The organism is Pantoea sp. X-Soil-OKNW-713 (genome assembly GCF_059730685.1).
In genome coordinates this window covers 294,977-319,451 of sequence record NZ_AP035996.1, presented here as the reverse complement: position 1 = coordinate 319,451, position 24,475 = coordinate 294,977, and the positions used below count along the sequence as shown (strand labels likewise).

Sequence of the window (24,475 nt, the reverse complement as noted above, 5' to 3'; positions counted from 1 at the left end):
CGAAATTATTATTCACACAACTTCGATTATTCGCGGAGTGATTGCAAGCAAACTCATTAAGTAATCTTTACAAAAGCGGCAGTTATCACATTCCTGACACACTTTCAGATTCCCCTCACCCTCTCCACCCTGCTTATCCTCCCTGGTGAATTTACCGCAGGAGGAGGAGCGTATAGCCAGCCACAGGCACACTGGCGGGCAGACTTTATTCGCTCTCACAGGACATCCGGTTATGACACAGCTTTTTGATCGTTCACGTTTTATGCAATCCCTCACCCGCCAGTGGCAACGTTTTGGTTTACGCGATGCGCGCGATATGACGCCACATCAGTGGTGGCATGCCCTGAGTGGTGCACTGGCCGATATGCTGGCTGATCTTCCCGCTCACGCCCGCAGCACGCCTCAACGTCACGTTAACTATCTCTCGATGGAATTTCTGCTTGGGCGTCTGACCGGGAACAACTTGCTGAATCTGGGATGGTATGACGCCGTTAACGATGCGCTGAAACAGTGGGACATTAATCTGAGTGAGGTGCTGGAATGTGAAACCGATCCGGCATTAGGCAACGGTGGGCTGGGCCGTCTGGCTGCCTGTTTTCTTGACTCGATGGCCACCGTGGGACAACCGGCAATCGGCTATGGCCTGAATTATCAATATGGCCTGTTTCGCCAGCGTTTTGTCGAAGGTAAGCAACAGGAACTGCCGGATGACTGGCAGCGCGATCGCTATCCGTGGTTTAGCCATAACGCCGCGTTAAACGTCACGGTTGGCATTGGTGGCAAGGTGATCAATGCACGTTGGCAACCGGCATTCCTGTTGCAGGGTGAAGCCTGGGATTTGCCGGTGGTCGGTTTTGAAAATGGCATCACGCAACCGCTGCGTCTGTGGCAGGCAAAGCATGCACAGCCTTTCGACCTGCAACGCTTTAACGATGGCGACTTTTTACGTGCCGAGCAGCCCGGCATTGATGCCGAGAAACTGACCAAGGTTCTCTACCCCAACGACAATCATGCAGCAGGCAAAAAGCTCCGTCTGATGCAGCAATATTTTCAGTGTGCCTGCTCGCTGGCGGACATCCTGCGCCGCCACCATCAGGCCGGACGCCCCATCGCCACGTTGCCGGATTACGAAGTGATTCAGCTCAATGACACCCACCCCACACTGGCGATCCCTGAGCTGATGCGTCTGTTGCTGGATGAGCATCAGATGGATTGGGAGCAGGCCTGGCAGATCACCCGCCGCACCTTTGCTTACACCAACCACACGCTGATGCCGGAAGCGCTGGAGTGCTGGGACGTGCGTATGGTACGCGCCCTGCTGCCGCGCCATATGATGATCATCAATACCCTCAATACCCAGCTTAAAAAACAGGTCGATGCGCGCTGGCCGGGCGATGACGCGTGCTGGGCAAAGCTGGCGCTGGTGCATAACAACCAACTGCGGATGGCAAACCTCTGCGTGGTGGGCGGCTTCGCAGTGAACGGCGTCGCGGCGATGCATTCACAACTGGTGGTGCAGGATCTGTTTCCTGAATATCACAGCTTGTGGCCGGAGAAATTCCATAACGTCACCAACGGCATCACCCCCCGGCGTTGGATTAATCAATGCAACCCGGCACTGGCGCGGCTTATCTGCGACACCTTAGCGCAACCCTGGATCAACAATCTGGATGCGTTGCAGGGCCTCGAAGCCTTTGCCGATGATGCCGACTTCCGCGCGCACTATCGCGCCATCAAGCAACACAATAAAGTTGAGCTGGCGCATTGGGTTCTGGCGCGCACCGGCATCGCTATTAATCCTGAAGCGATGTTTGACGTACAGATTAAGCGTCTGCATGAATACAAACGCCAGCACCTGACATTGCTGCACATCATCGCGTTGTGGCAGACGCTGGTCAGCGATCCGCAGGCGAATCTCGCCCCGCGTGTGGTGTTGTTTGGTGCCAAAGCTGCACCGGGCTATGCGCTGGCGAAAAACATCATCTACGCCATCAACAAAGTGGCGCATGTTATCAATCACGACCCGCGTGTCGGTAACCGGTTGAAGGTGGTGTTCATCCCCGACTACAACATCTCGGTGGCGGAGCGCCTGATCCCTGCCGCCGATCTTTCTGAGCAGATCTCCACCGCCGGAAAAGAAGCGTCCGGCACCGGCAATATGAAGCTGGCGTTGAACGGCGCTCTGACCATCGGCACGCTTGACGGGGCAAATGTCGAGATTGCGGAACAGGTTGGCAGCGAAAATATTTTTATCTTCGGTCACACCGTTGAACAGGTTAACGCGTTGAAAGCACAGGGTTACGCTCCCGCCGTGTGGCGCAAGAAGGATCGTCAGCTCGATCAGGTGCTGAAGGCGCTGGAAGATGGCACCTTTAGCGATGGCGATACCCACGCGTTTGCCGAATTGCTGCACAGCCTTAACGCGCAGGGCGGCGATCCTTACCTGGTGCTGGCTGACTTCCGTCACTACCTGAAGGCACAGGAACAGGCGGAAACGTTGTGGGCCGATCAGGAGGGCTGGACGCGTGCCGCGATCCTGAATACCGCGCGTTGCGGCATGTTCAGCTCCGATCGGTCGATCCGTGATTATCAGCAACGTATCTGGCAGGCGGAACGCTGAGGAATCCGATGAAACCACACAATCTCATCGCGCTGGATTACATCGATGCCCACGGCCAGTCGCAAACTATTTCCGCCGATACCCGCCAGCGCCTGCTGGCGGCCATGCAACCCGCTGCTGCTGAGCGATCGCCGTTACCCGCCGTGAGGGTGTTTCAGCACGGTCAGCCGCTGGAGTTATCACCAACCCTGACCGGTCCGGCGCTCTGGCGGCTGCAAAGCGAAAGCGGCGATGAGTGGTCAGGACAATGCGTCCCGGACCAATCGCTACGATTACCCGTTTTACCAGAGGGATATCATCAGCTTACGCTATCATCAGCTGGCAACAGCTTTAGCTGCAAGATTATCGTGACACCGTCACGTTGTTATGAACCGGGCGAACTGTTGAACGGTGAATCGCTGTGGGGAGCCTGCGTCCAACTCTATACCCTGAGATCAGAGCATAACTGGGGCATCGGTGACTTTGGCGATTTGAAATTGATGCTTCAGCAAGTGGCGCAGCGTGGCGGTGCCTTCATTGGTCTGAATCCTCTGCACGCCCTGTTTCCGGGGATGCCGGAGAGCGCCAGCCCTTACAGCCCCTCATCACGCCGCTGGTTAAATGTTATTTATATCGACGTGAATGCGGTGGACGATTTTACCCGGAGCGAGGATGCACAACGCTGGTGGCAATCCCCCGCGACCCGGCAGATATGGCAGGACGTGCGTGCCAGCGACTGGGTGGATTATCGTGCCGTCACGCAACTCAAACTGACCGCGCTGCGTCTCGCCTGGACATATTTCCGCCTGCGCGACCTGGCCGATCCCGACGTCAATGCCTTTGAAGCCTTTGTCACCGCTGGCGGTGAAAGTTTGCAACTTCAGGGGGTGTTTGATGCGCTACATGCGGCGTTGCTGGCGCAGGACGAGGGTAATTATGGTTGGCAGGTGTGGCCGCAGGTCTGGCAGCATCCTGACAGCGCAGCGGTACGCGCCTTTCGTATTGAACACAGCGATGAGGTGAATTTTTACCTGTGGCTCCAGTGGCTGGCCGCCCGACAGTTTGCCGCCTGCTGGGAGGTGTGCCAGCAACAGCAAATGCCAATCGGGTTATACCGTGACCTGGCGGTGGGGGTGGCACAAGGTGGCGCGGAAACCTGGGGCGATCGCCATCTGTATTGTTTACAGGCCAGCGTTGGCGCTCCGCCGGATGTTCTTGGCCCGCTGGGTCAGAATTGGGGATTGCCGCCGATGGACCCGCAGGTGATGCAGGCGCGGGGCTATCAACCCTGGATTACCCTGCTGCGGGCGAATATGCGCGACTGCGGGGCATTGCGCATTGATCATGTGATGGCGCTGCTGCGTCTGTGGTGGATCCCACGCGACGGCAACGCGGCCCAGGGTGCCTATGTCCACTATCCGATTGACGACCTGCTGGCCATCCTGGCGCTGGAGAGCCAGCGTCATCGCTGTATGGTGATTGGCGAAGATTTGGGAACCGTGCCGGACGCGATTATTGGCAAACTGCGTGACGCCGGGGTGTATTCCTACAAAGTGCTTTATTTTGAGCAAACCTCGGCAACGGGTTTCCGCCCACCGCGCCAATGGTTGCGTCAGGCGATGGCGGTCGCCACCACCCATGATATGCCGACGCTGCGTGGCTGGTGGCAAAGTGATGACCTGACGACCGGCAGCAAATTGGGACTGTATCCTGACAAAATTATCCTCGCCGGGTTGCATCAACAGCGGCGAGCGGCAAAACAGGCGCTGATGCGCAGCCTGCGCCGCACTGGCTACCTGGCGAAATTTACCCGTCAGACCGTGATGAACACCACGCTGAACCATGCAATGCACGGCTTTCTGGCCGACAGCAGCAGCGCCTTGCTTGGACTGCAACCCGAGGACTGGCTGGATATGGCCGCACCGGTGAATATACCGGGCACCACCGATCAGTATCCCAACTGGCGGCGTAAATTGCGCGTCACGCTGGAAACGCTGTTTCGCGATGCGCAGGTCAATGCTTTGCTGGCGGATATCCACCAGCGGCGGCAGATCAGTTAGTTTGCGCGATAAATCGCGCCGCTACGGGCCGTTACGTAGCGGCGTGATTTATCACGCAGTTTTCGACGTAGTGCGCACTTTGGCTGTAGCGGCGTGATTTATAACGCGATTATTGCACGCATAAAAAAGGTGCGCCGTAGCGCACCAGGTGGGGCAACTCAGCACTGCCGGGGTAACATCACCCCTTGCCTTTAACACTGCTGATAAACGTTGGCCGTGCGGTGGTTGATCCCAGCCGTTCGGCCTCATCCAGCAGTTTGAGCGCTTTATCAATGTTGCCCTGCTCAACCGCCTGGCGGATGTTCTGATTAAAGTAGCTCTCGGTATCATTCATAATCGGCGCGCTTTGCGGTGCAGGTGACGTTGTCACGATGGCCGGCGTTGCCGCCTGGGTACTGCCGACCATCACCGGTGCCGGGCCAGACGAACCAAACAACGGCCCCACCAGGATTGACGAGCCAGAACTGGTTTTGACTTTCAGCTTCAGCGTACCGGTGCCGGTGTGGCGCGCGATCGGATCAGGAATATCAGGTATCGCGTTGCTGGTGCCTTTGGCAAAAGCCTTGGCCGGGTCCAGTAACGTGGTGGTTTGGGTGAGATCGTTCTCGGTGGTAAACACCAGCAAGTAAATCTTTTGCTGCCCGGGCACTGGCGTCAGCTTCATCAACCCTTCCAACCGGTCTGGCGTCATCACCCCCGGTTGCTGGTAGGTAAAGAACTTACTCGGAAACCAGGCGGCGGGACGCAGGTTTTCATCCAGCACCAGCACGTTTGGTGCGAACACCTGATTGTTTGCCACTTCGCTGGTTAAGGTGACGTTGAGTTCACCAATATTGGCTGGCAGGCTATAGGCCGCGACCGCGCCCGTCACACCAGCGGCCCCGGTCGGGGTAGTGACGTCAGACAGCTTAGTGACCTGGGTGCGTGATGCATCCACCGGCAGCCAGCTCATTTGGTGTAGGCTGGCTGAAGAAAATTTCGGCGCCGCAGAGAGATCCTGTGGCACCAGAGTGATATCGGCGTACGCGGGCAGGCTTTGGCCCGCCATTAGCGCGGCACTCAGGCAAAGCGCCGCCAGTGTTTTTGTCATTTTCATTGTTTTGACCTTATTAGGCAGATCAGCAGCGACGGAACCAGGCAATGGCCGCCGCTGCCGAATAAACGATCGATAAACTAGCGAATTACCACCAAATCTCCATCTGCGCACCAAACGTCCACTCGTCGTTATTACCGCGACTGTTGGTCAGGATGCCGTTACCGCTGCTATCCGCTGCGGCAAAGGAGGTGATATCGCCAGAGGAGTCTTTGGTGTAGCCCCACTTCTCATCCCATTTGGCGTAGGTCGCGAACAGACGCAGTGCCGGACGCGACCAGATGCTGTCGCCAGCCTGCCATTGTTGCGCGAGGGTAATTTTGTACTGACCGTTGCGCTCATTCGCCTGTTGTGACTTGACGTTGTCGTAGCCCACTTCCAGCAAGGTGCTCATGATCGGCGTCCATTTGTACATCGGACGCACACCCACGGTGTACCATTCGGTACCACGGTTATTGTCGAGATCGATGTCCTGGTACATGGCGACGTACATCAGATCCCAACGATCCGCCAGCGAAATCGCCCCGTGGTCGAGGATCCGGTACATATTACCGTTATTATTCAGGCTGGTGCCCTGTGGCAGCCCTTTGCCTTGTGAGGTCATGGCATCGGAGGCGTATTGCAACACAAACTTGTTGTAGCCCTTCAGCATGCTTTGGGTATGTTCAGCTGTGAACATCCAGCCATCTTTTGACGCGCCATTTTCCAGATGGTAGCCATCACGCTCATTGGCTCGTCCGTAATCAACACCCAGTTCCAGTACGCCATTCGGGTTAGTTTGCAGGCCCGCCAGACGGATATCGAACACATCGTTGGCCGTGGCGGTGGCGTAATCACGCGTTTGATCGCTGGAGAAGGTGTAAGAACCGCCGGATTCTGACGAACGCGTGGCAGCGAAGGAGAGTTTGCCGAAACCGAGATCAACATCTTCCAGACCCGCGCCCGGACCGGAGATATCCCAGTAGTAGAAGTCGATCATATGGACGTCATGGCGTTGATAGAAGCGCTTACCGGCCCACATGGTGGCGCCTGGCAGGGCATCAATCAGGTTTTTGCCTTTGACGTTGGCTTCACGGAACGCCGGGGAGGTCGCTTCCCAGTCGTTTTGCTGTGATACCGAATAGGCCACGTTAGTGTCGAAATAGAAGCTCTTATCGCCCTCTTTCCACACTTCCTGGCCCAGTTTCAATTCAGCGTAGGTTTCGCATTCGTTACCCAGACGGTATTTGCTTTGCGCACCGGTTGCCTGAAAACATTGTTGTTCACCACCACTGCCGGTCCAGCCGATGCCGGAACGGGCATAGCCGGTGAAATCCACCGCCATCGATGGGGCAGAGAGCGTACCCGCCGCGATGGCAACCGCGAGAGGGAGTTTGCGCAGAGTTAACATGTTTTTATCTCCTGAGGTCATTGCTTTTCTTGTTTTTACGGGGCTAAACACCAGGCTCCTGATGTAGCCTGCGACAGGCGCTGCCATCTTCACGGAACAGATGGCAACGTTCTGGCGGCAGGCCAATGCCCATCAGGGCGCCCTCTTCTACCAGCACCACGTCTTCCTGGCGGTAAACCAGGTTCTGACGGATGGCGGGGATTTGGATGTGAATTTGCGTTTCAAAACCGAGTTGCTCGACCACCTGCACCTCACCTTCGAGGGTGACATCGGCGATATCGCTGGAAATCAGATGTTCGGGACGAATGCCTAACGACATGTTGCTACCCACCTGCACCCCGGCACTGTCCACCGGCAACCACACCAGTTGATCGTTGGGCAGCCGTACCTGAACCTGCTCAATCGAGGTCGCGGTGACTTTCACCGGCAGAAAATTCATCTTGGGGGAGCCAATAAAACCGGCGACAAAGCGGTTGGCGGGATAGTGATAAAGCTCAAGTGGACGACCGACCTGGGCGACGCGTCCGGCGTCCAGTACCACGATTTTGTCAGCCAGCGTCATGGCTTCGACTTGATCGTGGGTGACATAAATCATGGTGCGTTTCAGTCGCTTATGCAGACGGGAAATCTCAATGCGCATCTGCACACGCAGTGCCGCGTCGAGATTGGATAACGGTTCATCCAGCAAAAACACGCGGGGTTCAGCCACCAGCGTACGACCAATGGCGACACGTTGACGCTGCCCGCCGGAGAGCGCTTTGGGGCGGCGGTCGAGCAGATGCGCCAGTTGCAACACCTCCGCCACCTGATTTACCCGTTGTTGAATCTCCGCCTTTTTCACCCCGGCCAGTTTCAGGCCGAAGGACATATTTTCCGCCACGGAAAGATGGGGATAGAGGGCGTAGGACTGGAACACCATGCCAACGCCACGTTCGGCAGGCGGTACATCATTCATGCGTTGATCACCAATCAACAACTCGCCGCGGGTGATGGTTTCCAGCCCGGCGATCATGCGCAGCAGCGTGGATTTACCACAGCCTGATGGGCCGACAAACACCACGAACTCCCCTTCACCGATCTCCAGATTGATATCTTTCGATACCTCGGTGTCGCCCCAGGTCTTAGTGACATTGCGTAACGCGACGCTCGCCATGATGCTTTTCCTCTCAGCTTGCTAATCCTTGCCCGTATCACGGCGGGCAGACTCCGGCGACCACTATGGGCAAGGCTGACGTGGGTAACATCCTCCACACCGGGCGGATTTATGGGGGAGGAGACGGGAGGAGGAGATCATGGCCGACAGGCAGGGGTGACGGGGCCGCCAGGCATTTTTGTGATCGGCAATACAAACTGGCAGCGCCATTTTTGTGCGCCAGACCGTGATAACCGGGCAGTTTTGCAACGGCGATCACATTGGACGCGCGACAGGCGTAGAGGGGAGGAGGATGAGAACGCGACCTGAATCCACACAATGTGGCGACAACAGAAATTTTCGTTACCGCTAACAGGATGGAGTTATGACGATGAAAACCGGCGCACGCATTCTCGCCTTATCAGCCCTTTCTGCCGTTTTATTTTCGGCAACCGCGATGGCAAAAATCGAAGAAGGAAAACTGGTCATCTGGATCAACGGCGATAAAGGCTATAACGGTCTGGCTGAGGTGGGGAAAAAGTTTGAGCAGGAAACCGGCATCAAGGTGACGGTGGAACACCCTGACAAAATGGAAGAGAAATACCCGCAGGTGGCAGCGACCGGTGACGGCCCGGATATCATCTTCTGGGCGCACGACCGCTTTGGCGGCTATGCCGAATCGGGCCTGCTGGCGGAAATCACCCCGGATAAAAATTTTCAGGAAAAACTCTTCCCGTTCACCTGGGACGCGGTGCGTTTCAATGGTAAGTTGATCGGTTACCCAATTTCAGTTGAAGCCCTGTCGCTGATTTATAACAAGGATTTATTGCCCTCCCCGCCCAAAACCTGGGAAGAGATCGCCGCGCTCGACAAGCAAATGCGTAAACAAGGCAGAAGCGCCCTGATGTTCAACCTCCAGGAACCCTACTTCACCTGGCCGCTGCTGGCGGCAGGTGGTGCCTACGCCTTTAAATACGCCGACGGCCATTACAACGTGAAAGACGTGGGTGTCGATAACGCCGGGGCAAAAGCCGGTTTACAGTTCCTGGTGGATCAGGTCAAAGCCAAAACCCTCAATGCCGATACCGACTACTCCATCGCGGAAGCGGCGTTTAACAAGGGCCAGACCGCCATGACCATTAACGGCCCCTGGGCGTGGAGCAATATTGATAAAAGCGGCATCAAATATGGCGTCACCCTGCTGCCGACACTGAATGGCAAGCCGTCGAAAGCCTTTGTCGGCGTGTTGAGTGCCGGGATCAATGCTGCCAGCCCGAACAAAGAGCTGGCGAAAGAGTTTCTCGAAAACTATCTGCTGACCGATACCGGACTGGAGGCGGTGAATAAAGACAAGCCGCTGGGTGCCGTGGCGCTCAAATCCTTCCAGCAGCAGCTCGAGAAAGATCCGCGTATTGCCGCCACCATGAGTAACGCCCAGAACGGCGACATTATGCCGAACATCCCGCAGATGGCGGCCTTCTGGTACGCGATGCGCACCGCCACGCTTAACGCCCTGAGTGGCCGTCAGACGGTTGACGCCGCGTTGAAAGATGCCAAAGCACGTCTGAATAAGTAATTTCCACTCGCCGGGCCGGAGCAATCCGGCTCGTCACTGGCTGTTAAGGAAAACCGGATCATGTCAGGAAAACCGCAAACGGGAAGCACGTTGCTGAAGGGCCTTCTCGTCGGGATCTGTTGTCTGCTGGTCGGCTACCTGTTGGTGCTGATGTATATCCAGGGTGAATATCTGTTTGCCCTGATTTCACTGGTTATCAGTGCGCTTGGTATCTGGATCTATGCCAACCGCCGTGCGTATGCCTGGCGCTACGTTTATCCCGGTATCGCCGGGATGGGTTTGTTTGTGCTGTTCCCGCTGGTTTGTACCGTCGCCATTGCGTTTACCAACTACAGCAGCACCAACCAACTGACGCTGGAACGCGCGCAGCAGGTGTTGCTGAGTCGCCAGTATCAGGACGGTGCTGGGTTAAATTTCAACCTGATTGCAGCAGGTGACCGCTGGCAGCTGGTACTGACCGAGGCCGATAGCGGCCAAACCTACGTTTCAGCGCCGTTTGCCTTCGGGGGTGAACAGTCACTGAAACTCACGGTCGCCACGCCGCCTGCCGGTGAACGTGCCAATTTGCGTGTTATCACCACCCATCGTCAGGCGCTCAGTCAAATCCATGCGGAACTGCCGGATGGACGTCAACTGGTGATGAGTTCCCTGCGCCAGTTTTCCGGTACACGCCCGCTTTATCTGCTGAGTGATGATGGGCGGTTGAAAAACCAACAAAGCGGCCTGTTCTATCGCGCCAACGGGCTGAGCGGTTTTTATCAGAGCGTCAATGCCGACGGTAGCTGGGGCAGCGAGAAACTCAGTCCCGGGTTTACGGTAAATACCGGCTGGAAAAACTTTATCCGCGTCTTTACCGACGAAGGGATCCAGAAACCATTCCTGGCGATCTTCGGCTGGACGTTGATCTTTTCGCTGCTGACCGTGGTGCTCACGGTCGCCGTGGGGATGGTGCTGGCCTGCCTGGTGCAGTGGGAAGCGTTGCGCGGCAAGGCGGTCTACCGCGTGATGTTGATCCTGCCGTATGCCGTTCCGGCATTTATCTCGATCCTGATCTTTAAAGGATTGTTTAACCAGAGCTTCGGCGAAATCAACGTGATGCTGAAGGCGCTGTTTGGCTTTCAACCTGCGTGGTTCAGCGATCCGACGCTGGCGCGCGCCATGCTGGTGATCGTCAACACCTGGCTGGGCTATCCCTACATGATGATCTTGTGCATGGGGCTGTTAAAAGCGATCCCTGACGATCTTTATGAAGCCTCAGCGATGGACGGGGCCGGGCCGTTGCAGAATTTCTTTTTGATCACCCTGCCGTTGTTACTGAAGCCGTTAATGCCGCTCATGATCGCCAGCTTTGCCTTTAACTTTAATAACTTCGTGCTGGTGCAATTGTTGACCAATGGTGGCCCCGACCGGCTTGGCACCACCACGCCGGCGGGTTACACCGACCTGCTGGTTAACTACACCTGGCGTATCGCCTTTGAAGGCGGCGGCGGTCAGGACTTTGGTCTGGCGGCGGCGATAGCCACCCTGATCTTCCTGCTGGTGGGCGCACTGGCGGTGATTAACCTGAAAGCCGTGCGGATGAAATTCGATTAAGGAGACGTTATGGCGATGGTACAACCCAAATCGCAGAAATTGCGCCTGCTGCTGACGCATCTGGTGTTGCTGGCTTTTATCGCGGCAATCCTGTTCCCGCTGCTGATGGTGGTGGCGATCTCGCTGCGTGCCGGAAACTTTGCCACCGGGAGTTTGATCCCGGATCAGGTGTCGTGGGAACACTGGCGGCTGGCGCTCGGTTTCAGCGTCGAGCACGCCGATGGCAGCGTGACGCCCCCGCCCTTCCCGGTGCTGCTGTGGCTGTGGAACTCGGTCAAAATTGCCGGTATCAGCGCACTCGGCATCGTGGCGCTCTCCACCACCTGTGCGTATGCCTTTGCCCGTATGCGCTTCACCGGACGCGCCAGCCTGTTGAAAGGCATGCTGATCTTCCAGATGTTTCCGGCGGTGTTGTCGCTGGTGGCGCTTTACGCGTTGTTTGATCGTCTGGGCCAGTACCTGCCGTTCCTCGGCCTGAATACCCACGGTGGCGTGATCTTTGCCTATCTGGGGGGCATTGCCCTGCACGTCTGGACCATCAAAGGCTATTTCGAAACCATTGACGGTTCGCTGGAAGAGGCCGCCGCCCTGGATGGCGCGACGCCGTGGCAGGCGTTTCGTCTGGTGTTACTGCCGCTGTCGGTGCCGATTCTGGCGGTGGTGTTTATCCTCGCCTTTATTGCAGCCGTTACCGAGGTGCCAGTGGCTTCGTTGCTGTTGCGCGACGTTAACAGTTACACGCTGGCGGTGGGGATGCAGCAATATCTCAATCCACAGAACTACCTGTGGGGCGACTTCGCCGCTGCGGCGGTGCTTTCCGCCATCCCGATAACGCTGGTGTTTCTGCTGGCGCAGCGCTGGCTGGTCAGCGGTCTGACCGCCGGGGGTGTCAAGGGTTAAGACTTCATCATTGTGTTGCCACTGCTTCCTCAATGTTCACTGCCATTGAGAGTTGAGATGCTTCGGCGGCCTGCGGGCCGCCTCTTTTATTGTCACTATATAACAACAAATTGATGGAAAATTCATTTTTGTCACTATATAGATACGTTTTATCGCCTCACTTCAGCAATGCATCGGTCTTTCTTTTCTTCGGCCTTTTCACATCGGTATTCATGAACAGGTTGTTAGTTGCGCCGCTGCGGGTCAGCGAGCGTCCAATGGCAGCCTGCAATTCAGGGAAGTCAGCAAAATGCGTCAGTTGGGTGCTGATGACATCGGCAAACTCCTCCAACACTCGCTCGGGATGAATGATTTTTAACTCGCGGCCAAATTTAATCAGACTGTCCCGATCGGGAAATTGTTTGTTTTTATTCAGTTTTAACGCCAGCTCGTTATCGTTGGTTGGGTAAATCTGCGTATTGACCACATCGTATAATGGCGAGAGTTGTGGCATTGCTGCCCCTTCCGCCTGATAAACCAGCGAAAAGTTTTTCAGATGCGCATCGCCGTTGCCCACCATGCAACTGAATAACACGTATCGCCAGTACAACTCGACCTGTGCCTGGTCGCGGGTAAACAGGCTGACAATTCTGGCACCGGTTTCATATGAACCCGTGTATTTATGGTCTGAAGTCTTACCTGCCAGCACGCAGAAATCTTCCATTGCCAGCCGCTTTTCTCCCTGGATATCAAAGCGCTCCATGATGAACAATTCCTTGTTATCCGAGAGCCAAAAATCCGCCACCGGCAAGCCACAGGCGCGCGCCAGAGACATACAGATAAACTCGTTCTCCGCCAGGCGGGGATTCTCTTCATCACCGGTTTTCGCAATCAGATTGGGATACAGCACCGTACCCCGGCTTTCACTGCTGATCATCACTTTCGGCTGCACACCGGAGATGGTGGTTTGCAGTAGATATTTGTTCAACAGATACTGGAAGGCGCTCTCTTTATGATCCCAACGCAGTAAATCCTCCAGCTTCTCCGGTGTGGGACGCGGTAAATTGATATCGCTGACGTAGGAAAGCGCGCCAATCCCGGTATCTTGCTGCAACGCCAGAAACAGCATGTCGGAGATGCTACCCACGTAGCGACGCAAGCGCTCCGCAATATGGTAACGCACGTACCCTTCCGGGATATTCATCTCAAAGATGTTAAACAACCGGCTGGCGTTATAACCCATACGATTATCCGGCAACATGGTCAGCGATACGCGACGGCTGGCGGGACTGGCATAGGTGAAGTTATAACTGCCGTGTTCATGCAACAGCCTGCCACTGTATTCACCGCCGTTATAGACCTCAATCTGACGAATGGGTCGGGAGAGCTGGCTCAGATCAGTCATCATCAAACAACGCCTCCAGCTCATCCAACTGCGGTAAACCCGCGGTTTGTACCGTCAGCATCAAATCCATCGCTGTGAGATAAAGGGTAAACGCCTTGAGCGAGCCAGTGTAGGCACCGTTCTCGATCTCTGAAACCAGCGTGCGATGAATGCCCGCGCGTGAGGCCGCGACCTGTTGGGTCCAGCCTTTGGCTTTGCGCCGTTCGCGACATTTCAGGCCGATGGCTTTCATACCTGGCAACATAACCCCTCCGAATGTACCCATATAGTGACAAAATATCTATTAATATAATTTTGTCACTATATAACTACAAAATCCATTTAAAAGAAAAGCGTGATAAATCGTGCCGCTTGTATCTTGAAGTTGTAACTGGTTAGCTACCCGTTACACGAAACGGAGGCAGCTTGTCGCGCCGCTTAAGACTCGATCTTGTGTCGTAGCTTAAAGCCCTCCGTTTCTCCTTTCACGCCAGCATCTACTCTGAACGGTAACCAGAAGCTCTGACTTCGTATGTACAAGGCAAGATGGCGTGATGGTTCATGTGAAAGGGAGCTGTCTTATGATTTATCTCGGTATTGATGTCAGTAAAAACAAACTCGACCTCTGCCTGTTGCCCGGCAACGGGAAAAAGAAAACCAAAACCCTCAAAAATCATCCCGACGCCGACCGGGAGATAAATGACTGGTTACTCAGGCAAAAATGCCATCCTGAACAGGTGATGGTGGTGCTCGAAGCGACCGGCATTTATCACGAAAACGTCGCCTTCGGTCTTCATGAAAATACCCCCGTTACAGTCTGCATCAGCAATCCTCAGCGGGTCAGGGAGTTCGCCCGTGGAATGGCTATCCTGACTAAAAACGACTCCGTTGATGCTTACATCCTGGCCCGTTATGGCGAGCTGAAACAGCCTGATGCCTGGGTGCCACCCTCCCCGGAGGTCCGTAAACTTCGGGAGCTGGTGCGTCTGCGGGACTCACTTCAGGCTGATGTCCAGCGGGCGGAGAACCGACTGGAAAAGGCTCATTCAACCCGCACAGCGCCTGAAATCATTGACTCGCTGGAGAGAACCCTGAAAGCCCACAGGGACGAGCTGAAGCGTATTGAAGCGCTCATCTCAGACCACACAGATAATCATCCGGGTCTGAAGGAAGACCGTGAGCTGCTGGAATCGATAAAAGGAATAGGCAGCGTGGTGGGCACGACAATGCTGTCGGTGCTGCGCTCGTGTCCGTTCCGGAGTGCTTCACAGGTCGCTGCGTGGCTGGGTGTGGTACCGGTGGAAAAAACGTCCGGTAGCTCAGTCAGGGGGCGTGCGCGGATGTCAAAAACAGGCCCGGCAGACGTAAGGGCGAAACTGTATATGGCGGCGATTGTAGCGATCAGGTGGAATGCCCCGGCGAAGGCGCTGTACCAGAGGCTAATCGCGAAGGGCAAAGCCAGCAAGGCTGCGCTTGGAGCGGTGATGCGCAAGCTGGTTCATCAGTGCTTCGGGGTGCTGAAAACGCGGATGAAGTGGGATGAAAATTACGCAGCTACCGCTTGACGTTCAAGACGGTAGCTACGCTTGTTGTTGCTGGTTGTAGCGGCGCGATTTATCGCGCATTGGTAAAATGATTACGAACGCAAAAAATCCTGCCAACGACGTGTCAGATAATTGTGTTCATCCATCACCGAGTTCCACACCGCGATATGGCTCATGCGTTGTTCATAGCTGCCGCCGTCACGGCTTTCGCCTTCGGGTATCAACGGCGCGCCCCATGCGTCGTAGAGCATTTCTGCGGCGGGTTTGCCGCCATACCAGAAATCCCACTCGGCGGTAGAGAGATGCGCGCGGCTGCGCTCCGGGTTAGAGATGTAATAGCCCTGGCGCGCCATCACCGCCCCCGGCCAGCCGGATTGCCACCAGTTCAGGTAAGCGTAGGCCGCGTCTTTAATTCTACCGGTGGCGCAACGTGACAACGACATGCCGCCATACCATGCGCGATAGCCTTCGCGCGGATGCGCCATCTTATAACCACGTTGGTGGAAGTGGTGACGGAAGTAGATCGGTGCCCACAGGCTCTGCACCTCCACCTGACGGTTTTCAATCAAATCACACGCCTGCTCCTGGGTGGCCCAGAATGCGGCGAAATGCCCGTGGCGATTAAGGCGCGACAGCGCCTGCGTCAGCACATCAATCTCTTCCAGCGTCAGGTTGCCGGTGTTGGCAAACCGCGCCAGCCCCGCGCCCTGCATCGCCAGCGCCGCATCGAGTCCCCCCATCGCGGCATCTTCCTGCAACGCGACCTGGCCAGTAAGCGCCGGATGGAGCAACCACCCCCAGCTCTCCTCTGCGCCCTGCAAGGCCGCAGGCAGTCGGTCAACGTGATAAGCGAAACTATCGGCATTGTGGGTCAGCGGCAGCATACTGATGTGATCGCTTGGCTGGCTGCCGAGGTGCAAATCACGTTGCACATATAAGCGTTGCGATGGCACGCTGCCATCGGCCAGCACCCCATCGGTGTTGAGGGTGCCGGTTTTTGCCAGGGCATTGACTTCGTCCCACCAGGTCAGCCGCTTAATCTCCAGCGGTTGAATGGCGCGTGCAGGCCAGACAAAATCGATGTTGTGGAACCATTGGTCGTACAGGTCATAACTTTCGGGATGCATCACCGCGATGCGCTGCGCATCTTCGACGCTGCGCAGCATATATTCAATTTTGATGCCGAGATCCTGCTCCGCGCGCACGCGCAGCATCTCCAGCAGCGTGACGGAGGTTCCGAGCACGCGTAAGGTCAGTTGGTCGTTGACCACTGCCGCAGAATTCATACCGTTATGGCTCCTCAAACGCCCGCAGGTAGCGGCTGAACGCCTGTTGCAGGCGATCGGCCTCCAGACCGCGCAAAATAAACACCAGCTTTGAACTCTCCAGCTCACCGGGCCAGTCGTGCAGATGCACCGGCGGATGTAAGGTGTGTTGCACACCGTGGATAACAATCGGCGTGCTGCTGTCGCTGACGCGTAAAATGCCTTTCATCCGCAGCACCGTGCGACCGTGGCAATGTAATAGCATTGACAGCCAGATAGCAAATGCTGGCCAGTTTAACGACTGATGCAGAGTAATCACGCAGGTTTGCGTAACCGGATGTGAAACGCTGTGCGTCGTCGGGGCCAGCCGGTAGCCATCATCCGCGCAGGCACCCAGCCAGCGAAAACGCTGTTGGCGTGAACCGCTGCGTAACGGCAGGAGAAACAGGCTATGCGGGTCGTCCAGCGCCGTACGCGTATCGCTAAGTTGTGCCAGTGGGTTGAGCTGACGTAGCCAGTCAACCAGCAAGGTCTGCTGCGATGGGTTGATGCGATCGCTTTTGCTTATCAGCAATTTATCTGCCGCGCTAACCTGCGCCAGCCATTCAGGTTGTACATCCGCCTGCATACGCGCATGTTCCGCATCCACCAGTGTCACCAGCGTGCCCTGAATGAAATGATGCTGGAGTTGTCGATCGTGCAGCAGCGTTGAAAGAATCGGCGAGGGGTCGGCGAGTCCGGTGGTCTCCAGAATCACCTGCTTAAACGGTGGCAGCAGGCCACGCGTGCGGCGTTCAAACAGATCGAGCAGCGCGGTTTTCAGCTCGCCACGAATCTGGCAGCAGACGCAGCCACTCGGCAGCAGCACGGTATCCGGTGCCACTTCATTCAGCAAATAGTGGTCAATACCCACTTCGCCGAACTCATTGACCAGCAACGCGACCTCATTCAGGTTTTGTTGTGCCAGCCAGCCTTTCAGCAAGGTGGTTTTACCGCTGCCAAGAAAGCCGCTCAGTACGTGTAAGGGTAACTTTTCCTGATAATCCATCCGCTCTCCTTACAGCGCGTTCAGCCAGTTATCATCCAGTGGATCGACAGGACGTCGGATCATCTTTTCCGCTTCCTGCCACAGTACATCCAGAGAATTCACCAGCACTTGTTGTCCGGTTGGGCTGGCTAACAGCCAACTGTTGTGAAACTCAGTTAACGTCAGTCGCCACGGCTTGAGCGCGCGGTTCAGCAGCGCCAGTTGTTGCAAACGTAGCTGACGTTGGGGGATATCCTGGCGCAGTGGATCGCTCCACTGCGGCCCGTTATCCAGCAGGCCGCAGACTCCACACATCATTACCTCCGTCAGGGCATCACATCGCCAGAATTGGGTCCCAGCGTCTGGCCGACAAACAAGTTGCCGCCGGGTTCACTGGCGAGCAGCAGCGCCACCGGCGCCACTTCTTCAGCACGACCAAAGCGTCCCAGCGGCAATTCAGCCGCTTTGGCTTGCTTCCATGCCTGATTGATGCCATCAATCAGTGGCGTCTCAATCGGGCCGGGGGCGATGGCGTTGACCAACACGTTATCCGCCGAGACTTCCAGCGCCAGCGATTTGGTAAAACCAATCACACCGGCTTTGGCGGCGGCATAGTGACACAACTCCGCGCCTCCTTTGATTCCCAGTTGCGAGGCGATGTTAATCACCCTGCCCCAGCGCTGCGCCTGCATGGCGGGCAGCGCTCGCTGAGTGGCGAGAAACACGCTACGCAGATCCACCGCCATCATCTCTTCCCACATCGCCAGGGTGATCTCCGTGCAACGCGCCTGAGTTAACATCCCGGCGTTATTGACCAGCACATCAATACCGTCAAAACGCGTGAGGCAGGCGTCTACGCCAGCGGTGGCACCCTTGATCTCACCAACATCCGCCACCACCGCGTGACACTCCGCACCGAGCTGCTGGCATTGCGTCACCTGCCACGCCAGTTTGTCGGCGTCACGATCGGTCAATATCAACCTCGCCCCCTCACGGGCGAACAGGACGGCAATCGCCGCTCCAATGCCGCTGGCCGCGCCTGTAATCACACAACGTTTATTCTGCAATTGCATAGTGGCTCCTTAATCCGGCCAGCGCACCGTCAGACCGCCATCAACAATCAGGCTTTGTCCGGTGAGATAGCTGCTCTCTTCACTGGTAAGAAAGGCAATCACTTTGGCGATCTCTTCCGGTCGCCCCACCCTAGCCAGCGGAATAGCGCTGGCTGCTTTTGCCAACCCTTCCGGGCCAAGAGAGTTCTGCTTATCCAGCGATTGCGGCGTTTCGATCAAGCCGGGAATGATGGCGTTACAGCGCACGCCGCGCGGTGCAAGTTCCACCGCCAGCGAACGACAGATGCCCGGCACTGCCGCTTTGGCGGCAGCATAATGAGCATGGTCTTGCCAACCGTAAACGCCACCGGCGATGGAGGAAACCGCCACCAGACTGGCTCCGGCGTGCAGATGCGGCGTGGCCGCACGGAAACAGCGCATCACGCCGGTCAGATCGACGTTTAACATGTCATCCCAGCGTGCGTCGCTCATCTCTTCAATCGGCGCGCGACGCAGGATACCGGCATTCGCCACCATATAATCGAGACGACCAAAGTGCTGCACACCCTGCGCGATAAACGCATCTACCGAGTCAGTCGAGGCCACATCCAGCGGTAACCAGAGGGCATTGCCCCCGGCGGCTTCTACCTGCGCCGCCGCTAAGGCTGGATCGTGCGGATCGGCAGGATAGTAACCGGCGATAACGTTAACGCCACGCTGGGCGTAGAGCGTAGCCAGCGCCAGGCCAATTCCGCTGGCGGCGCCGCTGATAGCGGCAACCGGTTGAGTTGAGGACGTAAGGTGCATAACCATTCCTTAAGCGGTGGTGACCGCTGAACTGACACCCGCGCGTTGTGGTGCATGTGCGCGAGCGAAAAACATAATGATGCCGGAGATAAAGCACGGGACAGCACCGAACCACAGCGCAGCATCCTGCCAGTGTCCACCGCTACTCAGGACGCTGGTCGTACCGACACCGGCGATAATCGCGCCGACCGGTCCCATCGCACCAATCAACGCACCGGCCGTGGCACGGATGGCGGTCGGGAAACTTTCACTGATAAAGAACAGCGCTGCTGCGTAGGGGCCAATCAGGAAAAACAGGCCGATGCTGTAAAGGGCAACGATAGTGGCGAAGTTATCCGGGCAGTAGAGCATCGCGGCAAAGGAGACGCCACCCAGCATCCAGCCAACCGCAATGGTGTTGCGACGGCCAATACGATCGCCGAGCCAGCCGTGCACGAGGTAGCCGCAGTAGCCCACGAGGTTAGAGAGAATCAGGATCAGCAGCGAGTTGTTAAAGGAAACTTCATGGGTTTTGGTGATCACCGTGGTGCCGAGTACGCTAAAAATCTGGATGGCAAACCAGTTGATTAACACCGCCCCGCCTAACACCAGCGTGGCGCGCAGTGACGGGCCACGGAAGGCAGCAGCCAGACCGGCGTTGTGCTGTTCTTCATATGAAACCTGATAATCATCTGCAACCTGGCGGGCATCGCGATCGTTACCCTCAGCGCGCAGTTGCTGGATCTTTTTCTGGACCTGGAATTGCGGAGTTTCTTTCAGTTTCAACGCCAGGACCGCAATCACCAGTGACGGCAGCGCGGCAAAGATAAAGCTGCCCTGCCAGCCGATGATCGGCATCAGAATCGCCGTCAGCGCCGAGGCCACCAGCGCCCCTACCGGCCAGCCGCCCTGCACCAGGCTGTAAACAAAACCTTTGCGTTTATTGAGTTTCGGGTCGTCGATGGCGGTGTAAAGCTCAGACAGGTAGGTTGCATTGACGGTCTGCTCGGCATAACCCAGCCCCGCCACCGAACGGATCGCGGTCAGCGCGCCTTTACCCCAGGCACCACCGACAGCGGTCAGCAGCGAGCAGATCGCCGCGCCCCCGACTGTGACCACAATCCCCATGCGGCGACCGAGACGGTCGACCAATGGGCCAATTGCCAGTGCAATCACCGCTCCGCCGACCGCCACCCAGGTGGCGATTTCCGCCTGCTCAACCTCGCTCCAGCCGAAATGGCCGCCGATTTCCGGCAGCAGGGTGCCAAACAGGATGAAATCATAAACAGCAAAAACCCAGGCGAAAAAAGCAATCCAGGTGGCAAATTTTACGTCCCTGATGGTCAACTGCTGCGGCTGCCAGCCATTTACGGAGATTTTCTTAAAGATGCTCATAGCGCTATCACTCTGTCAGGGGTTCATATTCCGTAGCGGCACGATGCACGATTTATCGCGCTGTCCTGCCATTCTCGCGATAAATCGCGCCGCTACGGGACGGTATGCGTACTTAGCGCGGTTGGCGCTGTTTAAAGTCGTCGGCAATCTCATCGAAGGTGACGAAACGGACGCCTTCGTGGCTACGGATGTACTGGATCAGACGCTCCAGCATCAGCAACACCTGAGGGCGGCCAGACACGTCGGGATGGATGGTCATAGTGAACACTGCGTAGTCGTTCTCGCGGTAAACCCAGTCAAACTGATCACGCCACATCTCTTCCAGATGACGCGGGTTAACAAACCCGTGGCTGTTGGGGGATTTTTTGATAAACATCATCGGCGGCAGATCGTCGAGATACCAGTTGGCCGGGATCTCCACCAGATCGGTTTCTGCACCGCGTTGTAACGGCTTCATCCAGCTATCGGGGTGCTGGCTGTAGTCGATTTTGGTCCAGCTATCGCCGACGCGCACATAGTAAGGATGGAAATCGTTATGCATCAGGCTGTGGTCATATTTGATACCCTTCTTCAGCAGTAACTCGTTGGTGACGTTGCTGAATTCCCACCAGGGGGCGACATAGCCGGTCGGACGTTTGCCTGCCAGTTGGGTCACCAGTTCGATGCTGCGATCCAGCACCGCCTCTTCCTGCGCTGGCGTCATGGCGATGGGATTTTCATGGCTGTAGCCGTGAATACCGATTTCATGACCGGCATCCACCACCGCTTTCATTTGCGCGGGGAAGGTTTCAATCGAGTGGCCGGGAATAAACCAGGTGGTACGCAGATTCTGCTCGGCAAACATCTTCAGCAGACGTGGCGCGCCGACTTCACCGGCAAACAGGCCGCGAGAGATATCATCAGGGGAATCTTCGCCGCCGTAAGAACCCAACCAGCCGGCAACAGCATCGACGTCTACACCAAATGCGCAAAGGATTTCTTTGGCCATATCTGCAACTCCATAAATGTATATTTGAAAATAATATCCATTTGTTCATTGCAATGGTTATGCCAGGATCTTGCCGCTGGGAGGAATTGATCACCTGATAAGATAGAAAAATACCGGTTAACTACGTGTTTTCAATTCGTTACATGATGATCGTCAGCATCTGAAAGAAAACGCTGCGAGTCTCTCCAGCTCGCCCTTAAGATGTATATTTATAAATATGATCCGTTATTGTGCGAGCTGCACCATAATTGTGCTTCGCCATTACGCGACTTTGCAGCCCGCCCGGATGTGATAATGTAGCGCGATGAAAACAGGGCCGATGACATGAGAATGCTGACAAACAACCCCCCGGCAGCGACGGAAGAAACCGGTTCTGCGCGCTATGAAGTGATCCGACAGGTTTTGCATAACGTATTGATACAGAAGCGAGTTCCGCAAGGTCTGGTATTGCTGGAGGGGCCGCTGGCACAGTTATTTGGCACCAGCCGTGTCCCGGTACGCCGCGCCCTGAGCCTGCTGCATGAAGAAGGGTTGATCGCGCGCTTTGAAGGTCGCGGCTTTATTGTGGCGCAAGAGGACGAGGAACCAGAACCGTTACGCGCCGGACTGACGCGTGAACTGCTGGGTCTGGATGAACAAGAGGCGCTGGTGGATACCCGCAGCACCGGCGAAAAGGTGCTGGATAACCTGCAAGTGGTGCTCTCGACGGCAATGGTGTTTGGCTGCTATCAACTCGACGAACAACTGGCCGCACAGCACTACAACGTCAGCCGCGCGGTTATTCGGGAAAGCCTGATGCGCCTGCGTGATAAAGGTTTGGTGGAAAAAGAACCCTATTCCCAGTGGCTGACCGGTCCCCTGACCGCACGCGAAATTGCTGACCATTTTGAAATTCGCGCCAGCCTCGAACCCACCGCGCTCCGCAAAGCGGGTCGCCTGCTGCCGGTCGAGTGGCTGACTGCATCGCTGGAAAAAGCGCAACGCTATAAAGGTCAGCAACTCAGCGCCGCCGAACTGGAGTTGCTGGAGGAGGATTTGCATGTACGTTGCCTCGAACCCGCAGGTAATAAACTGATGATGCAAATCCTGCGGCAAAACCAGTCGCCGTTTATCGTTACGCGCATCTTTTATGATCTGCTGTCTATCCCGGTGGAAACCGCGATGTTGGAAGAACATTGTCTGGTGTATGAGATGCTGCTGAAAGGTAACTGGGAGCTGGCTGCTGGCTGCCTGCGTGATCATCTGGAACGTGCACAGGTACGCACCCTGCAACGTCTGAAAGTGTTGTCGGTGCTGCCGGTGCCAGCACTGCCCTCATTTATGGATCGAATTTAATAAAATCCATTTTCCCATTACGTAGCGGCGCGATTTATCGCGCAATTTCGTGCGTGGAGCCAGAAAACCCCGCGCGATAAATCGCGCCGCTACAGATATGATGTCGCTTATGCGATTTTGCGCATAGCATTACCGGTTTTGTCATTTGTGATCGCTGGGTGATGCACATAGCATTGATTTTTATTGCCTTCCTGACTTAAACCCCTGAAGAAATGCGCAAACTTGCCAACCGCTGCCTGTCGTTAAATGATTTCGAGAAGTACGCCAAAAAACATCTGCCACGCCCGTTGTTCGCCTATGTTTCCGGTGGTGTCGAGGACAACCTTTCCCGCGACCATAACCTCACGTCGTACGCACGCTACAGCCTGATACCGGACAATATGGTGGATGTGTCACAGCGCAATACCGAAGTTACGCTGTTCGGTCATCGCTATGCCGCTCCGGTGGGGATTGCGCCGATGGGGATCAGCGCCATCACTGGTTTTGAAGGCGATCTGACGCTGGCAAAAGCGGCGGCGACGAAAAATATCCCGTTTATTATGAGCGGCTCCTCGCTGATGCGGCTGGAAGAAGTCGCGGAGGCCAATCCAGCGATGTGGTTTCAGGCATACCTGCCAAAAAGCTATGAAGAGATTGATCTGCTGATCGACCGCGTGGCGCGGGCGCGTATTCCGGTGCTGGTGGTGACGGTGGATACCCCGGTGAAAGCTAACCGTGAGAATAACGTGCGCGCCGGGTTTGCCACCCCGTTCAGACCCAGCCTGCGACTGGCATATGAGGGCCTCACCCATCCCCGCTGGCTGACCGGCACCTTAATCAAAACCCTGCTAAAACGCGGCATGCCGTGGTTTGAAAACAATCAGGCGGTGCGCGGTGCTCCGCTGTTTTCCAAACATGCGGTCAGGGATTTCAGCGGCCGCAGCCATCTCACCTGGGAACATATTCAACATATCCGCCGTCGCTGGTCTGGCGCGATGGTGATTAAAGGCATCCTCAGCCAGCGCGATGCGCAACGCTGTAAAGAGATTGGCATTGACGGCATTGTGGTGTCGAACCACGGGGGACGGCAGTTGGATACCAGCATCGCGCCCATCCATGTATTGCCGGAAATCGTTGCTGCCGCCGGTGAAATGTCGGTGATGCTGGATAGTGGTATCCGCCGGGGCACCGATGCCATCAAAGCATTGGCACTCGGTGCCGAAGCCTGTTTTATTGGGCGGCCATTTAACTACGCCTGCGCCGTTGGTGGCGAGCAAGGCGTGCATCTGGCGATTGACCTGATCACCAGCGAAGTCAGCCGTGATTTAGGTATGCTGGGTGTTGCCACGCTGGCGCATCTTGATAGCCGTCATCTGCGTTTTATTCAGTGACGGCGTC

20 protein-coding genes are annotated in these 24,475 nt (G+C 56.2%); 8 read left to right on the top strand and 12 right to left on the bottom strand.

Translation table 11 applies throughout. From position 1 onward, the window contains the following. The first annotated feature begins 232 nt into the window (after window positions 1-232). Both malP and malQ read left to right on the top strand, forming a co-directional pair. Window positions 233-2,620, top strand: a complete 2,388-nt coding sequence (gene malP, locus AC6I8R_RS21910) for a maltodextrin phosphorylase (protein ID WP_497832900.1) — start codon at window positions 233-235, stop codon at window positions 2,618-2,620. Window positions 2,621-2,628: 8 nt separating this feature from the next. Next, entirely contained in the window at window positions 2,629-4,659 is a 2,031-nt protein-coding gene (gene malQ / locus AC6I8R_RS21905) for a 4-alpha-glucanotransferase (RefSeq protein ID WP_497832899.1), read from the top strand. A 178-nt stretch (window positions 4,660-4,837) separates the two neighbouring features. Here the strand turns inward: malQ and malM are convergent, their stop codons facing one another. The 3 genes from malM to malK all read right to left on the bottom strand — a co-directional run bounded on the left by malM (window position 4,838) and on the right by malK (window position 8,295). Beyond that, the gene (malM, locus tag AC6I8R_RS21900; protein ID WP_497832898.1) at window positions 4,838-5,755 is read right to left on the bottom strand and encodes a maltose operon protein MalM; all 918 of its coding nucleotides are present in this window, start codon (window positions 5,753-5,755) and stop codon (window positions 4,838-4,840) included. Between the two features lie 85 nt (window positions 5,756-5,840). Further along, the gene (locus AC6I8R_RS21895; protein WP_415175480.1) at window positions 5,841-7,142 is read right to left on the bottom strand and encodes a maltoporin; all 1,302 of its coding nucleotides are present in this window, start codon (window positions 7,140-7,142) and stop codon (window positions 5,841-5,843) included. A gap of 43 nt (window positions 7,143-7,185) precedes the next feature. Continuing rightward, window positions 7,186-8,295 carry a maltose/maltodextrin ABC transporter ATP-binding protein MalK gene (malK, locus tag AC6I8R_RS21890; RefSeq protein WP_208726538.1) on the bottom strand — a complete coding sequence of 370 codons (1,110 nt, stop codon included), beginning with the start codon at window positions 8,293-8,295 and terminating at the stop codon, window positions 7,186-7,188. 364 nt (window positions 8,296-8,659) lie between these two features. On the opposite strand from malK, the gene malE reads away from it, so the two are divergent. Genes malE through malG form a run of 3 tightly spaced genes read left to right on the top strand, consistent with a single transcriptional unit; the run spans window position 8,660 to window position 12,343 of the window. Beyond that, entirely contained in the window at window positions 8,660-9,850 is a 1,191-nt protein-coding gene (malE, locus tag AC6I8R_RS21885; protein WP_497832897.1) for a maltose/maltodextrin ABC transporter substrate-binding protein MalE, read from the top strand. Window positions 9,851-9,910: 60 nt separating this feature from the next. Further along, on the top strand, window positions 9,911-11,443 hold the full coding sequence (gene malF, locus AC6I8R_RS21880) for a maltose ABC transporter permease MalF (protein ID WP_497832896.1): 1,533 nt from the start codon (window positions 9,911-9,913) through the stop codon (window positions 11,441-11,443). A 9-nt stretch (window positions 11,444-11,452) separates the two neighbouring features. Then, window positions 11,453-12,343, top strand: coding sequence for a maltose ABC transporter permease MalG (malG, locus tag AC6I8R_RS21875; RefSeq protein WP_208726532.1), 891 nt, complete (start codon window positions 11,453-11,455; stop codon window positions 12,341-12,343). Window positions 12,344-12,500: 157 nt separating this feature from the next. Here the strand turns inward: malG and AC6I8R_RS21870 are convergent, their stop codons facing one another. After that, on the bottom strand, window positions 12,501-13,730 hold the full coding sequence (locus AC6I8R_RS21870; RefSeq protein ID WP_497832895.1) for a type II toxin-antitoxin system HipA family toxin: 1,230 nt from the start codon (window positions 13,728-13,730) through the stop codon (window positions 12,501-12,503). After that, a complete protein-coding gene (locus AC6I8R_RS21865) occupies window positions 13,720-13,971 on the bottom strand; it encodes a helix-turn-helix domain-containing protein (protein WP_208726529.1) in 252 nt (83 codons plus the stop codon). The genes AC6I8R_RS21870 and AC6I8R_RS21865 overlap by 11 nt, the downstream gene beginning before the upstream one ends. A 316-nt stretch (window positions 13,972-14,287) precedes the next feature. Here AC6I8R_RS21865 and AC6I8R_RS21860 point away from each other — a divergent pair, with 316 nt between their 5' ends. Next, window positions 14,288-15,271, top strand: coding sequence for an IS110 family RNA-guided transposase (locus AC6I8R_RS21860; RefSeq protein ID WP_497831829.1), 984 nt, complete (start codon window positions 14,288-14,290; stop codon window positions 15,269-15,271). 71 nt (window positions 15,272-15,342) lie between these two features. On the opposite strand, the gene AC6I8R_RS21855 is transcribed toward AC6I8R_RS21860, so the two are convergent. The 7 genes from AC6I8R_RS21855 to AC6I8R_RS21825 all read right to left on the bottom strand — a co-directional run bounded on the left by AC6I8R_RS21855 (window position 15,343) and on the right by AC6I8R_RS21825 (window position 21,763). Further along, window positions 15,343-16,536 carry an ABC transporter substrate-binding protein gene (locus AC6I8R_RS21855; protein ID WP_208726527.1) on the bottom strand — a complete coding sequence of 398 codons (1,194 nt, stop codon included), beginning with the start codon at window positions 16,534-16,536 and terminating at the stop codon, window positions 15,343-15,345. 4 nt (window positions 16,537-16,540) lie between these two features. Further along, complete coding sequence (locus AC6I8R_RS21850; protein ID WP_415175484.1) at window positions 16,541-17,563, bottom strand: CobW family GTP-binding protein; 1,023 nt, start codon at window positions 17,561-17,563, stop codon at window positions 16,541-16,543. Window positions 17,564-17,572: 9 nt separating this feature from the next. After that, window positions 17,573-17,857 carry a hypothetical protein gene (locus AC6I8R_RS21845; protein WP_415175525.1) on the bottom strand — a complete coding sequence of 95 codons (285 nt, stop codon included), beginning with the start codon at window positions 17,855-17,857 and terminating at the stop codon, window positions 17,573-17,575. Window positions 17,858-17,868: 11 nt separating this feature from the next. Further along, window positions 17,869-18,615, bottom strand: coding sequence for an SDR family NAD(P)-dependent oxidoreductase (locus AC6I8R_RS21840; RefSeq protein ID WP_497832894.1), 747 nt, complete (start codon window positions 18,613-18,615; stop codon window positions 17,869-17,871). A gap of 9 nt (window positions 18,616-18,624) precedes the next feature. Next, window positions 18,625-19,401: an SDR family NAD(P)-dependent oxidoreductase gene (locus AC6I8R_RS21835; protein ID WP_208726522.1), complete on the bottom strand. Its 777-nt coding sequence runs from the start codon at window positions 19,399-19,401 to the stop codon at window positions 18,625-18,627. A 9-nt stretch (window positions 19,402-19,410) separates the two neighbouring features. After that, window positions 19,411-20,775, bottom strand: coding sequence for an MFS transporter (locus tag AC6I8R_RS21830; RefSeq protein WP_415175486.1), 1,365 nt, complete (start codon window positions 20,773-20,775; stop codon window positions 19,411-19,413). A 112-nt stretch (window positions 20,776-20,887) separates the two neighbouring features. Continuing rightward, entirely contained in the window at window positions 20,888-21,763 is an 876-nt protein-coding gene (locus tag AC6I8R_RS21825; protein WP_415175487.1) for a polysaccharide deacetylase family protein, read from the bottom strand. Window positions 21,764-22,087: 324 nt separating this feature from the next. Between AC6I8R_RS21825 and AC6I8R_RS21820 the strand changes: the two genes are divergently transcribed. Continuing rightward, a complete protein-coding gene (locus AC6I8R_RS21820; protein ID WP_415175488.1) occupies window positions 22,088-23,098 on the top strand; it encodes a GntR family transcriptional regulator in 1,011 nt (336 codons plus the stop codon). A gap of 212 nt (window positions 23,099-23,310) precedes the next feature. Further along, complete coding sequence (locus tag AC6I8R_RS21815; RefSeq protein WP_497832893.1) at window positions 23,311-24,468, top strand: alpha-hydroxy acid oxidase; 1,158 nt, start codon at window positions 23,311-23,313, stop codon at window positions 24,466-24,468. Window positions 24,469-24,475: the final 7 nt, after the last annotated feature.

Coding starts and splice junctions, on each gene's coding strand:
- malP (WP_497832900.1), top strand. CDS start 233: ATGACACAGCTTTTTGATCGTTCACGTTTTATGCAATCCCTCACCCGC.
- AC6I8R_RS21865 (WP_208726529.1), bottom strand. CDS start 13,971: ATGTTGCCAGGTATGAAAGCCATCGGCCTGAAATGTCGCGAACGGCGC.
- AC6I8R_RS21855 (WP_208726527.1), bottom strand. CDS start 16,536: ATGAATTCTGCGGCAGTGGTCAACGACCAACTGACCTTACGCGTGCTC.
- malF (WP_497832896.1), top strand. CDS start 9,911: ATGTCAGGAAAACCGCAAACGGGAAGCACGTTGCTGAAGGGCCTTCTC.
- malM (WP_497832898.1), bottom strand. CDS start 5,755: ATGAAAATGACAAAAACACTGGCGGCGCTTTGCCTGAGTGCCGCGCTA.
- AC6I8R_RS21895 (WP_415175480.1), bottom strand. CDS start 7,142: ATGTTAACTCTGCGCAAACTCCCTCTCGCGGTTGCCATCGCGGCGGGT.
- malQ (WP_497832899.1), top strand. CDS start 2,629: ATGAAACCACACAATCTCATCGCGCTGGATTACATCGATGCCCACGGC.
- AC6I8R_RS21860 (WP_497831829.1), top strand. CDS start 14,288: ATGATTTATCTCGGTATTGATGTCAGTAAAAACAAACTCGACCTCTGC.
- AC6I8R_RS21870 (WP_497832895.1), bottom strand. CDS start 13,730: ATGATGACTGATCTGAGCCAGCTCTCCCGACCCATTCGTCAGATTGAG.
- AC6I8R_RS21845 (WP_415175525.1), bottom strand. CDS start 17,857: ATGTGTGGAGTCTGCGGCCTGCTGGATAACGGGCCGCAGTGGAGCGAT.
- AC6I8R_RS21820 (WP_415175488.1), top strand. CDS start 22,088: ATGAGAATGCTGACAAACAACCCCCCGGCAGCGACGGAAGAAACCGGT.
- AC6I8R_RS21840 (WP_497832894.1), bottom strand. CDS start 18,615: ATGCAATTGCAGAATAAACGTTGTGTGATTACAGGCGCGGCCAGCGGC.
- AC6I8R_RS21830 (WP_415175486.1), bottom strand. CDS start 20,775: ATGAGCATCTTTAAGAAAATCTCCGTAAATGGCTGGCAGCCGCAGCAG.
- AC6I8R_RS21835 (WP_208726522.1), bottom strand. CDS start 19,401: ATGCACCTTACGTCCTCAACTCAACCGGTTGCCGCTATCAGCGGCGCC.
- AC6I8R_RS21825 (WP_415175487.1), bottom strand. CDS start 21,763: ATGGCCAAAGAAATCCTTTGCGCATTTGGTGTAGACGTCGATGCTGTT.
- malE (WP_497832897.1), top strand. CDS start 8,660: ATGACGATGAAAACCGGCGCACGCATTCTCGCCTTATCAGCCCTTTCT.
- AC6I8R_RS21815 (WP_497832893.1), top strand. CDS start 23,311: ATGCGCAAACTTGCCAACCGCTGCCTGTCGTTAAATGATTTCGAGAAG.
- AC6I8R_RS21850 (WP_415175484.1), bottom strand. CDS start 17,563: ATGGATTATCAGGAAAAGTTACCCTTACACGTACTGAGCGGCTTTCTT.
- malK (WP_208726538.1), bottom strand. CDS start 8,295: ATGGCGAGCGTCGCGTTACGCAATGTCACTAAGACCTGGGGCGACACC.
- malG (WP_208726532.1), top strand. CDS start 11,453: ATGGCGATGGTACAACCCAAATCGCAGAAATTGCGCCTGCTGCTGACG.